Genomic DNA, 12,793 nt, shown 5'->3' with positions numbered 1-12,793 from the left:
TGTATATATGGTCTCTTTATAGATGGAGAAGATGGTTCTAGCCTACTTGCATTGTTCATGGTGGAGTAGCGGTATTTTCTTCAAAAACATCCACTTGTACCAATATTTACTACAGCTTTCTATCTTAGAACTGCCTGCATCTCATGAACGTAGTCGTAAATGTGAGACTTGGCATCATTTCCGTGAGCTTCAACTAGACGCACAATACCGCTACCTACAATGACGCCATCTGCTTTGGCTGAGATATCTTTCACCTGGTTTGGCTGGTTAATCCCAAAACCTACTGCGACCGGAATATCCGAAACAGTGCGAATTTCAGCTACCATCGCAGAAATATCCGTCGTGATATTAGAACGCACACCAGTAACACCCATAGACGATACTAGATAGATGAAGCCTTCTGCCTTTTTAGCAATTTCCTTAATCCGATCTTTTGAAGTCGGGGCAATCAAAGTAATAACTTCAATGCCGTATTGATTCGCAACAACCTTCACTTCCTCCTGTTCCTCGAAAGGCAAGTCAGGAATGATGATACCTGAAATTCCGATTTCTTGGCATTTAGCGAAAAACTTGTCATAACCGTATACAAAAACCGGGTTTAGATAGGTCATGAATACCAAAGGGACACGGATTTTATTCTGCAATGAAGCTACCATATCAAAGACATTATTCAAGCGCACCCCTGCTGATATGGCCCGCACACTCGCATTTTCTACAACTGGCCCTTCAGCGATTGGATCTGAAAAAGGAATCCCGATTTCAATTAAGTCAGCCCCTGCTTCTTGGGCAGCTAGGATATTTTCAGCTGATTGGTCCAGATTGGGATCCCCTGCCATCAAATAGGTGATAAAAGCTTTTTTATCTTGGAATGCTTCAGCTATTTTACTCATAAATCTCTTCTCCTTTATAACGGGCAATGGCTGCCACATCCTTGTCCCCACGTCCTGATAGACAAATCACGATGCTCTGGTCTGGTGACAATGTAGGCGCCAATTTTTGGGCGTAAGCAACAGCGTGGGCAGATTCAATCGCTGGAATAATCCCTTCCATTTTAGATAGGTATTCAAAAGCTGCCACCGCTTCATCATCTGTTACTGGTACGTATTCCGCACGGCCAACTTCATTTAAACGGGCGTGTTCTGGCCCAATCCCTGGGTAGTCAAGACCCGCTGAAATCGAATAAACTGGGGCGATTTGACCATATTCATCTTGGCAGAATAAACTCTTCATGCCGTGGAAAATACCTGTCGTCCCCTTGGCCATAGTCGCTGCATGTTGAGTGGTATGAATCCCTTTTCCAGCCGCCTCACAACCAATTAAACGAACACCTTCGTCTTCAATAAAGTGGTAGAAAGTCCCGATAGCATTAGACCCACCACCCACACAAGCAATGACCGCATCCGGCAATTGCCCATGACTTTTCTGGAATTCATCTTTAATTTCACGAGAAATCACACTTTGGAAGTCCCGCACCATAGTTGGATATGGATGAGGCCCCATGACAGAGCCTAGTACATAATGCGTATCTTCCACCCGGTTACTCCATTCACGCATGGTTTCATTCACCGCATCCTTCAAGGTTTTGGTCCCCTTAGCCACACTGTTAACCTTAGCCCCTAACAATTCCATCCGAAAGACATTCAAAGCTTGGCGGTCTGTATCTTCTTGCCCCATAAAAATTTCACATTCCATCTTCAATAAAGCTGCAGCAGTTGCTGTCGCCACCCCGTGCTGACCAGCCCCAGTTTCTGCAATTAAACGGGCTTTCCCCATTTTTTTCGCCAACAAGGCTTGCCCTAGGACGTTATTAATTTTGTGCGACCCGGTATGGTTCAGGTCTTCTCTTTTTAGATAGACCTTAGCCCCGCCTAAATCAGCCGTCATATTCTCTGCATAATACAAACGCGACGGACGACCCGCATAATCATTCAATAGAGCAGTCAATTCTCTCTGAAAGTCTGGATCATTTTTATAAAAATTGTAGGCTTCCTCCACCCGTTGCACTTCCGCCATCAAGGTTTCTGGAATATACTGGCCACCAAAGTCGCCAAATCTACCATTAGTCATGTGTTACCTCCCGTATTTTCGCTACGAATTCCTGCATTTTCACTGGATCTTTGACCCCATCTGTTTCAAGTGACGACGACGCGTCTACCGCATAAGGTCGAACCACTTTTAAGGCCTCTTCAATATTTTCAACCCCTAGACCTCCAGCCAGGAAAAAGGGCTTGTCTTGGTATGCTGACACCATTTGCCAATCAAATATCTTCCCTGAACCACCGCGGCTAGGACTCAAGCTGTCAAATAATAAATAGTCAGCTTGATTTGGATCTACCACCAATTCATTCCCAACCGCAACCGATTTGATAATGTCTTGGTTAACTTGCCCCTTCAAATGTTCAATATAGGCCTGGTCTTCTTCACCGTGTAACTGGACTAAATCAATAGTTCCCGCCTGACAAATCGCCACAATCTCTTCAATTGGGGCATTTACAAAAATGCCCACCGTTTGAATATCCGCCGCTAAATCACGTCTAAAACTTGCCGCTAAGTCAGGCTTCACATATCGCTTGGTTTCTGGCACAAAGATAAAACCCACATAATCTGGTTTAGCCGCATTTGCTGCCTCAATATCTTCCGGCCGTCTCAAGCCACAAATTTTCACCTTAACCATTACAAAGCCCCTTTAAGTTCACTTAATTTCGCTTGCTTATCCTCAGCCAACATCATAGATTCACCGATTAAAACCGCGTCCACTCGGTTGTCATGCAATAATTTGATATCCGCTGCTGTCTTAACCCCACTCTCAGCCACAAAAACCGTGTCATCCGGCGTCAGATTTCTCAAGCGAATCGAATTTTGGAAGTCCACTTCAAAGTTATGTAAATTTCGGTTGTTGACCCCGATAATTCGGCTACCAGCTTCAATGGCCATGGCGATTTCATCCGCATCATGGGCTTCCACTAAAACCGACAAGCCCAATTCGTCCGCTAAGGAAATGTATGCGGCCAACTGGTCTGGACTTAAGATTGCACAAATCAATAGTATAGCGTCCGCCCCGATTGCCCGAGCTTGGTAGATTTGGTAAGGGTCGATCACAAAATCTTTCCGCAAAATGGGAATAGTCACTGCTTGGCTAATTTCCTGTAAGTATTGGTTGCGCCCTTGGAAATAATCTTCTTCTGTTAAAACCGACAAGGCCGTCGCTCCAGCCGCTTGGTAATCTTTGGCAATGTCCACATAAGGGAAATCTTTGGCGATTAAGCCCTTTGATGGCGAGGCTTTTTTCACTTCGCATATAAAGGACATGTCCCCTTCTTTCAAGGCTTGTTCAAAAGCAAATGGTGGCAAATGACGGTCTGGAAAAGTCACCAACAATTCTTCCAAAGGTGTTTTCAGCTTGTCTTCGGCTACCCTTTTTCCCCGGGCAAGGACGATTTCATCTAGGATACTCATACAGTGACCTCCTGCCCAACATGATTAGTTGCGGCAATAAATTCATCTAATTTGGCTTTAGCCTTACCTGAATCAAGCATTTCTTCAGCTAGACGGACACAGTCGCGTAAAGACAATTCATCTTTACCCATGTACAGGCAGCAAGCCGCGTTCATGACGACGATATTGCGGCGAGCACTTTGTTCACCGTTTAAGATATCTAAAGCAATCTGAGCATTCTCTTCTGGGTCTCCACCGATTAGCTCGCTCAATTGACCGCGTTCAAGGCCGAATTGTTCTGGGGTAATAAAGTAGCTAGTCACCTTACCATCATTGACTTCACAAATAGTTGTGGTATCCGTAATTGTAATTTCGTCCAAGCCGTCATGACCGTGAACCACCATAGCCCGTTTCATATTCAATTGGTTTAATACTTGAGCTAGTGGTTCCACTAATTTCTCGTCGTATACTCCCAATAATTGTTTGGTTGCCCCAGCCGGATTGGCTAAGGGCCCTAAAATATTGAACATCGTACGGGCACCTAATTGTTTGCGGACAGGCGCCACATGTTTCATGGCTGAATGGTAAGTTTGGGCGATCATAAAGCAGAAGTCTGTTTCCTCTAAGATTTGTGCACTTTGGTCCGCCGTTAGGAAAATATTTGCGCCCAAGGCTTCCAATACATCCGCTGACCCACATTTACTCGATACTGACCGGTTACCATGTTTAGCTACAGCAACACCAGCAGCCGCAACGACAAAGGCAGAAATGGTTGAAATATTGAAGGAGTTTAGCTCATCCCCACCCGTTCCAACAATATCAAGGACGTCCTTTTTCGCGGATAATTTAAGTCCCTTATCACGCATGACTTCAGCTGAAGCAGTAATTTCGTCAATTGTTTCACCCTTCATCCGCAAAGCTGCAAGGTAAGCACCCATTTGACTGTCAGTAGCTTCCCCTTCCATCATCTGATTCATGACCTGGCCTGCCGTTTCTTTAGATAAATCATTGCCTAAGAATAATTCATTAATCGCCTTGTTAATCATGTGTATTTCCTCCTACTTTAAGAAAATTCTGAATCATCGTTTCGCCTGAAGGTGTCAGTATCGACTCGGGATGGAACTGGACGCCAAACATTGGATATTTACGGTGACGGACAGCCATTACCTCACCCTTGTCCGATTCGGCAATCACTAGTAGCTCATCCGGCATACTTTGTCGGTCCGCAATCAGTGAATGGTAGCGAGCTACTGGCACAACTGGCGGTAGCCCTCTAAAAATCTCACTCCCACTTGCCACATGAATAGTTGACTGTTTCCCGTGGACAGCCGGTTGGGCATGAATAATATCCGCCCCGTAAGCTAGACACATCGCTTGAAGGCCTAGACAAACCCCTAAAATTGGAAAGTGGTCAGCCAATTCTTTGGTGACAGCTACTGTGACGCCTGCATCCTCCGGTCGTCCTGGACCAGGAGAGATGACAATATGTGAAGGATTTAAATCAATAATTTCATCGATGGTGACTTGGTCATTTCGTACAACTTGAATGGCTTCATCCGTATTCTTGCCGATCAATTGGTAGAGATTGTAGGTAAAGCTGTCGTAGTTATCAATCAGTAAAATCATGGTTACGCCTCCTCGTGTCCTAATGCTGTCATCATGGCTTTGGCCTTGTTCTTCGTTTCTAAGTATTCTTTTTCAGGATCTGAATCTGCCACAATCCCAGCGCCAGATTGGACAAAGACTTGGTCATTCTTCAAGACAGCCATCCGGATGCCGATACACATGTCCATGTTTCCGGCAAAGTCGATATAGCCCAAAGCACCGCCATATGGGCCTCGTTTGGTATCTTCAATTTCATCAATCAATTGGCAGGCCCGAATCTTAGGGGCACCGGATAAAGTACCCGCTGGTAGTGCCGATTTTAAGACATCTAAACAAGTTGCGTCTGGTCTGACTTTGGCCGTTACCTTGGATGAAATGTGGCTGACGTGTGAAAACTGCTTGATGGCTCTATATTCACTGACTTCTAGTGTACCGAATTCAGCGACCTTTCCGATATCGTTGCGGGCTAAGTCAACAAGCATGTCATGTTCGGCCAACTCTTTTTCATTTTGCAAGAGACCTTCAACTAATGCTCTATCTTCCGCATCCGTTGCCCCGCGCGGTACAGTACCGGCTAATGGGAAGGATGAAGCGACACCGTTACGAACAGAGACCAGGGTTTCCGGTGATGCACACGCGATTTCTAAGTCATCGAAATGCATGTAGACCATGTAAGGTGACGGATTAATCGTCCGAAGCAGGCGATAAGTTTGTAGTAATGACCCGGAAAATGGGGCCTTAAACCGGTTGGATACCACCGCTTGGAAGATGTCACCCTCCACAATATGGTGTTGGATTTTCTCCACGATACGCTCGTAATCTTCTTGGCTAAATAAAGCTTCAAAGTCGCCAACCTCTTGGGTCAAGTCCTCCTCGCGAACTGGGCCTGGACGCATAATCATCTGCTCCATATCCTTCAAGTCTGTAGCCCCTTGGATGTAGTTTTCTTCTAATTTGTTGGTTTCAATATTGACGATTAAGACAATCTTTTGGCGGAAGTGGTCAAAGGCAATGACCTTATCCATCAACATGAAATGGTAGTCCCGGAAATTTTCTGGGTTATTTTTCGTTAACTGTAGAGATGGTTCCGTATATTTGATGCAGTCATAAGACAAGTAACCAACCAAACCTCCTGTAAAAGGCGGTAAATAATCAATACTTGGACTCTTATAACGGTCAAGGATATCGTTCAAGGGTGCTAGTGGATCATCTGCTTGGAAGCTTTCTTCATGCTTGCCCTCTTGCACGGTTACTTGACCGTCTGTTGAGTAGATCGACAAGTTTGGTTTATAGCCAAGAAAAGAATAACGACTCCAGTTATCCTTATTCACCACACTCTCCAGTAGGTAAAAGTGGTCGGATTGTTTGCTGATCGTTCTCAGCACTTCGATTGAGGTGGCTACATCGGAAAAAATTTCTAAAGCAATTGGAATAATCGTATGGTCTTTCCCTAACTGTCTCGCCTCTTCTAAACTTGGTTTAATCATTGTCGTACGCTCCTTTTAATTCATTATTGAAATCATAAAATTACGGCTAGTCATGACGATTGGGGCGAAAACAACAGAAAAAGCACCCATCCATGACTAATACAAGTCAAGGACGGGTGCTCTAAAAACATCCGCGGTACCACCTTAAATTTACAGACACTACGCCTGTACACTCTGCAGGATACTAACATATCCCTCGCAACTGACGTATGCGTCACGTCGCAGAATAATCAGAAGTTTATCTCCAAATATACTTCCTTTAACTGCGCCCTCCGTGGTCCATTTGATGCACTGCGTTGTGCGAGGCTCTCAGTAATCCCCACTCCCTGTAACTGCACGTTACACCGTTATCTCCACTTCATTGGTTTAAAGTTGTTATTCGATTAACTAGAGTATAACGGGACAGGCAAAAAGAAGTCAAGGGTTTTATTAACAAAACATTAAAGAATGGATATTTAAATCATTATATCTTAATTATTCATATCATATGCTCATTGCAACTTCTTTATCCATTTTAGGTATCTCAGAAATAAAATTCATTATTTTATCCTTTGAAAGGTTTCTAAAACTATAAGTTATGAAACCGATAAATTAAGTAAAAAAAGCCAATTAAGTGTAAATTGTAATTTTATTTTGCATTAAATTTAAGGGGTGCTTTGCACTAATAAATCGAGTAGGAGACTAGCCATTAATTGGCTAGTCTCCTACTCGATTTAAAATAGTCCTTTTTTCAATATATAAATACTTTAACTGCCATAAGCATACCCTTTTTCCAGTTCGTCTTTACTTGTAGTTATTTCTATTGTGATATGATCCTTTACACCCGATGTATGGGCAAGCTCTGCAATTTCTTCTTTGATTTCCCTAGTCTTGTTTATATCGGAAGAGTCTATAAGAACCGTAACGATAAGGGCATTTTCTTCTCCGTCCAGTGACCAAATGTGAAAATGAGAGAGGTCCTTTACAGCAGGAATATTGTTAATGGAGTTCGCCAGGTTCTCTACGTTTACATTTTCCGGCGAACCGTTCAATAAAATTTTCATTGTACTGAAAAATTCAGGTACAGTTTTATAGAGGATATAGAGTGCTATCAAAATCGATAAGATTGGATCCAATCGATAAGCCTCGGTAAAGTTCATTAGAATACTCACAATCAAGACTCCAATCCACCCTAATACGTCTTCCAGCATATGGAGGTTCAACATACCCTCATTTTTGGATGTGCCTTTGCTTAAAATCCAAGCCGCATATCCATTCAATGCAATAGCTACGAGAGAAAGCCAGAACATGCCACTATAATTTACGGGTTGTGGGTCAAGCAAACGTGGCACACTACGATAGATCATAAAGAACGATCCACTAATTAGCACAACGCCAGTTATCAGCGCGCCCAGTAAAGAAAATCGGTTATAGCCAAAGGTGAACCGTTCATCTTGTTTTTTCTCTGAATAACCTTGAAAAAACCAAGCGAATCCAATTGAAATAGAGTCCCCTAAATCATGAACGGCGTCAGACATAATGGACACACTATTGAAAAGAAACCCAAAGAAAAATTCACTTATGGAGAAAATAAAGTTGGTGAAAAAAGCAATTTTAATATTTTTTTTCGATTGATCCTGATGCGAGTGATTATGATTTTTATCTGATTTTGACATTTTAAAAACCTCCATTTAGTTTTATACCTTATTAGCTTTTATTGTTCTTGTTCATTGATATGAGTTAAGACTTGTTCGAGAATACTGAAAACATGAAGATCATCAAGACTGTAAACCATGCTTTTCCCTTCTCTTCTTGCCTTCACTAAACGTGAATCTTTCAATATTTTTAGTTGGTGTGAAATCGCGGACTGTTCCTTATCCAATGCAAGCACAATGTTTCCAACACTGAGCTCTTCTTTCTGTAAAAGAAAGAGAATTGACAAGCGTGTAGGGTCACTAATCACTTTGAATACTTTGCTTATTGATTGGATCTTCTCTTTATTGATTGGCGAAGTTGTTGATGTATCCATATGCTCTTATTCCTCTCACATGATTTTCCATTCATATATATAATACCACATGAGTAAAACGATGCTAGTTTTTTGTTTATAGACAAAATTAAGACTTTTGTATCAGCAATAGTAGTCCATTTGAATAAGAAGCATCTTGTCTTGACAAAGCTCATACAGTGAGTTAATATGATTTCATAAACACATGAACGAAACTTCATATGAAAATAATAATCATTCCGATTTACAAATAAAAGGAGATGGAGACTGGATAAGCCCAAACCATATAAATCCTTGCTTTACTTAAGCAAGCATACGAAATCAGAATTTGCAAGGCACAAAAAAGTCAACAAAAATCAAAGAAATTTAATAGAAAGGTGATAGAAATGGAAACTACCAAAGAGCAACAATCTCAAGAAAAACATAATCACAACCACGACCATGACCATGAACACGGAAAAATGCCAATCGTTTTATACTTTATTGGTTTAGCCTTAGCGGTGATCGCTTTATTTTTGAATGAAGATTATCAGTTAATGCGAAATATTTTATTCTCAATCGCTACAATCAGTGCAGGATATCATGTCATTGTTCTGGAAGGTCTTGGAGAGACAATTGAGAATACAAAAGCAAATAATAAGTTTACGCCTAATTCTCATATTTTAATGGGATTAGCGGCTATAGGAGCTTCAGCGATAGGGAATTTTTGGGAAGGAACGTTGTTGATTCTCATTTTTTCAGGCGCACATTTCCTGGAAGATTACGCTGAAGGAAGAAGTAAACGAGAAATCACGAAATTACTCGAAATGAATCCAACGACTGCCCGGTTAATCCAGCCTGATGGCAGTACAAAAAATGTTGACGTCAGTGAATTAAAAGTGGGAGATCAACTTCAAGTATTGAATGGCGATCAAGTCCCCATTGATGGCGTCATTTTGTCAGGCTCTACGTCCATTGATGAGTCGTCTATTAATGGAGAAAGTATCCCAAAAGAGAAGTCCAAAGGAGACGACGTTTTCGGAAGTACAATCAATGGAACAGGTACTTTCACAATGGAAGTCACTAAAGAAAATAAAGATACAGTATTTTCAAAAATTTTACAGTTAGTAAACCAGAACCAAGACAACCAAACAAAAGCTGCGAGTATAATCCAAAAATTTGAACCGAAATACGTTACAGTTGTTTTAATTGCCATTCCGTTATTCATGTTATTGGCTCCTTTTCTCCTAGACTGGACATGGTCACAAAGTATCTATAGAGGATTGGTCCTTTTAGTGGCAGCTTCACCCTGTGCTTTAGCAGCAGCTACCGTATCGGTAACTTTATCAACGACCTCTAACCTGGCCAAAAAAGGCGTCCTTTCAAAAGGTAGTTCTTACCTGTCTCAATTAGCCGATACTCAAGCAATTGCGTTTGATAAGACCGGAACTTTGACCAAAGGAAAACCTGAAGTAACCAATTATTATTTTGCTGATTCCGTGAACGAAGAAAATATGATTGATATCGTGGTAGCTCTTGAAAAAGAATCCAATCACCCCTTAGCAGATGCCATTCTAAGAAAGTTTGAACAAAAAAATCAACTGACTATTGAAGTAGAAAATCAGATTGGTAAAGGGTTGACAGGAGATTACAACGGCAAAAATTATCGGATCGGAAAACCAACTTCATTTGACGAGGTTGCAAATGAATATATTCGTTTAAATAATGAGTGGGCATCAGAAGGTAAGACAGTCGTATATGTAGCAGAAGATGAGAATGTCATTGGACTTATAGCTCTCATGGACGTTCCAAGTGAACATGCAAAAGAAACTATTAAATACTTTAAAGAACAAGGCATACACACCACTCTAATCACTGGCGACTCAGAAATGACAGGAAAAGCAGTTGCTGAACAATTAGGAATAGATGAAGTAATCGCGAATGTCATGCCAGAAGATAAATCTCGAATTATAGACGAGCAAAAAGAGAAATACGGCGTAACAGCAATGGTGGGTGATGGTGTAAATGATGCCCCAGCCCTTGTGAATGCAAATGTAGGGATTGCCATGGGAGACGGAACCGATGTAGCAGTAGAGGTGTCTGATTTAGTTTTAATGCAGGATGACTTATCTAAATTGGTTAAAGCTCATGGAATTTCTTCTAAAATGAATCGTGTCATATGGCAAAACATCCTTTTTTCAATGGCAGTCGTAGCCTTTTTAGTTGTAGTGAGTTTATTAGGTCTAACAGATATAGCAATCAGTGTCATTATTCATGAAGGAAGTACGTTGGTCGTTATTCTGAATGGACTTCGTTTATTAAAATCTAATTAATTCTATCAAAACCCATAAATCTAGGGTATAGTAATAACTGTCTGAAGTTAATATGCCTTTAACGTTCTAAAAACGTTAGAGGCATATTTTTTATAAATTACTTTGTCTCAAAAACAATCGATTATGAGACTGTTTTGAGAAGCGACTCTTTCTTCTCTAAAAGCACTCTTTTTTAGTCTCAAAAGTTGTATCAATATCTATGTATCTTTAACCACCCTTTGTGATAAAATGAGAGTAAGAAAGGGGGTTAGAACTGTGAGTGGATATATCTACGGATACGCGCGCGTCAGCACGCAACACCAGGATCTGAACCGACAACTAGACTTGCTAGCGGAACAAAATTGCAACGAAATCTTGACGGAGAAAATGACAGGGACTAAGAGCAATCGTCCTGAGTTGAACCGTCTAAAGGATAAATTGCGACCTGGGGATACGGTGGTGGTGGAGAGCTTCTCCCGCTTGGGACGAAGCACCAAGGATCTGATTGACCTGGTCACCTACTTCGAGGAGCAGGACGTGAAGCTGGTCAGCCTGAAGGAGAACTTCGATACAACCACCCCGCAGGGGAGGCTCATGATGACCGTCTTCCAGGCCTTCAGCCAATTCGAGCGTGATTTGATTGTGGAGCGGACGAAAGAGGGGCTCCAGAGTGCCCGTGCCCGAGGTCGGATAGGCGGAAGACCACGTGTGAACAAACGTGATATTGAACGAGCCGTGAAACTGTATGAGAGCAAAGCGTATAGTGGCAAAGAGATTACAGAAATGACTGGTATCAGTAAAGCTACTCTCTATCGATATATAAAGAGTAAGAAAAAATAACGCATTTTGAGCCAATTTCATATTTAAAAGTGAGTCACTTATTCACGTTACTGAGCTAAAAAGTATTTTTACCCATATCTTTCGTTAAGATTTATGTTGCAACCTATAGTTAGGGGTACCGCCAACATTTCGGAAATTTTGTACGTTAAGGGAATTTCAACCTAAAAAAGTCGAATTCCTGTACGCTAAGGAACCGACTTTTTTAGGTTGATTCTTCAAGTAAAGCGCCAGTTGAAGAAGTTTTTTTATTGACGTGGTGCAAACAGCATTACTGATACCCCAACCAAGCAAATACCAGCACCAACCCAATCATATAAATCAGGTGTTTTTTTATCAATGCCCCATCCCCACAATACAGAAAGAACAATAAATACTCCTCCATAGGCAGCATAAACTCTACCGAACGATGGGAATGATTGAAATGTAGCAATGACTCCGTATAAAACTATGGCTATTCCCCCAAAGATCCCCAAATAAAGTGGCTTCCCTTCTCTGAGACATAACCAAATTAGATAACCACCACCAATTTCAGCTAATCCTGCAACAATGAATACTACAATTGTATAAATCATAAAGCACTCCTTGAACATTTAATCAATATAGCAATTATAACGTATCCTTTTTGAACTATGATAATTATTTCAAGCATAGAGTGATTAACAACAGTTTGGAGGGATAGTATTGAACGAGGATTTTATATATGCAAATCAAATACTTAATAGTCGAGGTACCGTCGGAAAAATACGGACGTTAAGGATTTTGAAAGATAAAAAAGCTTAATTCCTCCGTATTTTTAGTGAGAAATTAAGCTTTTGATTTTCAACAATCGCCCTTTTCTGAATAAGCGTGTACAAGAGATAATGGAAAAATCATGCTGGAAAAACATATGATAAAAATTACAACATGTGTGCAATGTCTGAAGCTACTGTTGGATAGGCAAATATCATTTGTTTCAATTCTTTGGTTGAAATCCCAAAACGAATGGCTGTTGCAAAATGATTAATCAGTTCATCGGCTTCATTACTAATCAAATGAGCACCAACAATTTGATCATGATCTTCGTCAATTAGCACTGGAAACGCAGCAAAGGAAGTATGTGTCCGTGTGTACGTAAACTAGGTGGAGGGGGTTTGCTGTGTTATTGTAAT

General features: G+C 41.2%; 13 protein-coding genes. 2 read left to right on the top strand and 11 right to left on the bottom strand.

What is annotated here, in order from left to right; translation table 11 throughout:
- Window positions 1-119: 119 nt before the first annotated feature.
- The 9 genes from trpA to ACUW85_RS06910 all read right to left on the bottom strand — a co-directional run bounded on the left by trpA (window position 120) and on the right by ACUW85_RS06910 (window position 8,535).
- Window positions 120-890, bottom strand: coding sequence for a tryptophan synthase subunit alpha (gene trpA / locus ACUW85_RS06950; RefSeq protein WP_182023103.1), 771 nt, complete (start codon window positions 888-890; stop codon window positions 120-122).
- Window positions 883-2,067: a tryptophan synthase subunit beta gene (gene trpB / locus ACUW85_RS06945; RefSeq protein WP_182023102.1), complete on the bottom strand. Its 1,185-nt coding sequence runs from the start codon at window positions 2,065-2,067 to the stop codon at window positions 883-885. Before trpB ends, trpA begins: the two co-directional genes overlap by 8 nt.
- On the bottom strand, window positions 2,060-2,674 hold the full coding sequence (locus tag ACUW85_RS06940; RefSeq protein ID WP_182023101.1) for a phosphoribosylanthranilate isomerase: 615 nt from the start codon (window positions 2,672-2,674) through the stop codon (window positions 2,060-2,062). The genes trpB and ACUW85_RS06940 overlap by 8 nt, the downstream gene beginning before the upstream one ends.
- Entirely contained in the window at window positions 2,674-3,456 is a 783-nt protein-coding gene (gene trpC / locus ACUW85_RS06935; RefSeq protein ID WP_149256353.1) for an indole-3-glycerol phosphate synthase TrpC, read from the bottom strand. The genes ACUW85_RS06940 and trpC overlap by 1 nt, the downstream gene beginning before the upstream one ends.
- On the bottom strand, window positions 3,453-4,481 hold the full coding sequence (gene trpD / locus ACUW85_RS06930) for an anthranilate phosphoribosyltransferase (protein ID WP_149256354.1): 1,029 nt from the start codon (window positions 4,479-4,481) through the stop codon (window positions 3,453-3,455). Before trpD ends, trpC begins: the two co-directional genes overlap by 4 nt.
- Window positions 4,474-5,061, bottom strand: coding sequence for an anthranilate synthase component II (locus ACUW85_RS06925; RefSeq protein ID WP_069286370.1), 588 nt, complete (start codon window positions 5,059-5,061; stop codon window positions 4,474-4,476). The genes trpD and ACUW85_RS06925 overlap by 8 nt, the downstream gene beginning before the upstream one ends.
- Before the next feature lie 2 nt (window positions 5,062-5,063).
- Complete coding sequence (locus ACUW85_RS06920) at window positions 5,064-6,527, bottom strand: anthranilate synthase component I family protein (RefSeq protein WP_182023100.1); 1,464 nt, start codon at window positions 6,525-6,527, stop codon at window positions 5,064-5,066.
- Between the two features lie 746 nt (window positions 6,528-7,273).
- The gene (locus ACUW85_RS06915) at window positions 7,274-8,182 is read right to left on the bottom strand and encodes a cation diffusion facilitator family transporter (RefSeq protein ID WP_060779399.1); all 909 of its coding nucleotides are present in this window, start codon (window positions 8,180-8,182) and stop codon (window positions 7,274-7,276) included.
- A gap of 38 nt (window positions 8,183-8,220) precedes the next feature.
- A complete protein-coding gene (locus ACUW85_RS06910) occupies window positions 8,221-8,535 on the bottom strand; it encodes an ArsR/SmtB family transcription factor (RefSeq protein WP_003143660.1) in 315 nt (104 codons plus the stop codon).
- A gap of 365 nt (window positions 8,536-8,900) precedes the next feature.
- Between ACUW85_RS06910 and ACUW85_RS06905 the strand changes: the two genes are divergently transcribed.
- Window positions 8,901-10,826 carry a heavy metal translocating P-type ATPase gene (locus tag ACUW85_RS06905; protein ID WP_165696166.1) on the top strand — a complete coding sequence of 642 codons (1,926 nt, stop codon included), beginning with the start codon at window positions 8,901-8,903 and terminating at the stop codon, window positions 10,824-10,826.
- A 255-nt stretch (window positions 10,827-11,081) separates the two neighbouring features.
- Window positions 11,082-11,645: a recombinase family protein gene (locus ACUW85_RS06900; RefSeq protein ID WP_141410655.1), complete on the top strand. Its 564-nt coding sequence runs from the start codon at window positions 11,082-11,084 to the stop codon at window positions 11,643-11,645.
- Between the two features lie 245 nt (window positions 11,646-11,890).
- On the opposite strand, the gene ACUW85_RS06895 is transcribed toward ACUW85_RS06900, so the two are convergent.
- Together ACUW85_RS06895 and ACUW85_RS06890 are read right to left on the bottom strand one after the other, a co-directional pair.
- Entirely contained in the window at window positions 11,891-12,217 is a 327-nt protein-coding gene (locus ACUW85_RS06895; RefSeq protein ID WP_046466214.1) for a YnfA family protein, read from the bottom strand.
- Window positions 12,218-12,541: 324 nt separating this feature from the next.
- On the bottom strand, window positions 12,542-12,718 hold the full coding sequence (locus tag ACUW85_RS06890) for a hypothetical protein (RefSeq protein WP_453977981.1): 177 nt from the start codon (window positions 12,716-12,718) through the stop codon (window positions 12,542-12,544).
- Window positions 12,719-12,793 lie beyond the last annotated feature (75 nt).

It is taken from the genome of Aerococcus sp. 150760013-2 (assembly GCF_053627715.1).
Note: the sequence above shows the minus strand (reverse complement) of the source record. Positions and strands in the feature narration are given on the sequence as shown.

Bases quoted from the DNA above. Each gene is read 5' to 3' on its own strand.
- ACUW85_RS06920 (WP_182023100.1), bottom strand. From the start codon at position 6,527: ATGATTAAACCAAGTTTAGAAGAGGCGAGACAGTTAGGGAAAGACCAT.
- ACUW85_RS06915 (WP_060779399.1), bottom strand. From the start codon at position 8,182: ATGTCAAAATCAGATAAAAATCATAATCACTCGCATCAGGATCAATCG.
- trpB (WP_182023102.1), bottom strand. From the start codon at position 2,067: ATGACTAATGGTAGATTTGGCGACTTTGGTGGCCAGTATATTCCAGAA.
- trpC (WP_149256353.1), bottom strand. From the start codon at position 3,456: ATGAGTATCCTAGATGAAATCGTCCTTGCCCGGGGAAAAAGGGTAGCC.
- trpA (WP_182023103.1), bottom strand. From the start codon at position 890: ATGAGTAAAATAGCTGAAGCATTCCAAGATAAAAAAGCTTTTATCACC.
- ACUW85_RS06895 (WP_046466214.1), bottom strand. From the start codon at position 12,217: ATGATTTATACAATTGTAGTATTCATTGTTGCAGGATTAGCTGAAATT.
- ACUW85_RS06905 (WP_165696166.1), top strand. From the start codon at position 8,901: ATGGAAACTACCAAAGAGCAACAATCTCAAGAAAAACATAATCACAAC.
- ACUW85_RS06910 (WP_003143660.1), bottom strand. From the start codon at position 8,535: ATGGATACATCAACAACTTCGCCAATCAATAAAGAGAAGATCCAATCA.
- ACUW85_RS06940 (WP_182023101.1), bottom strand. From the start codon at position 2,674: ATGGTTAAGGTGAAAATTTGTGGCTTGAGACGGCCGGAAGATATTGAG.
- ACUW85_RS06925 (WP_069286370.1), bottom strand. From the start codon at position 5,061: ATGATTTTACTGATTGATAACTACGACAGCTTTACCTACAATCTCTAC.
- trpD (WP_149256354.1), bottom strand. From the start codon at position 4,481: ATGATTAACAAGGCGATTAATGAATTATTCTTAGGCAATGATTTATCT.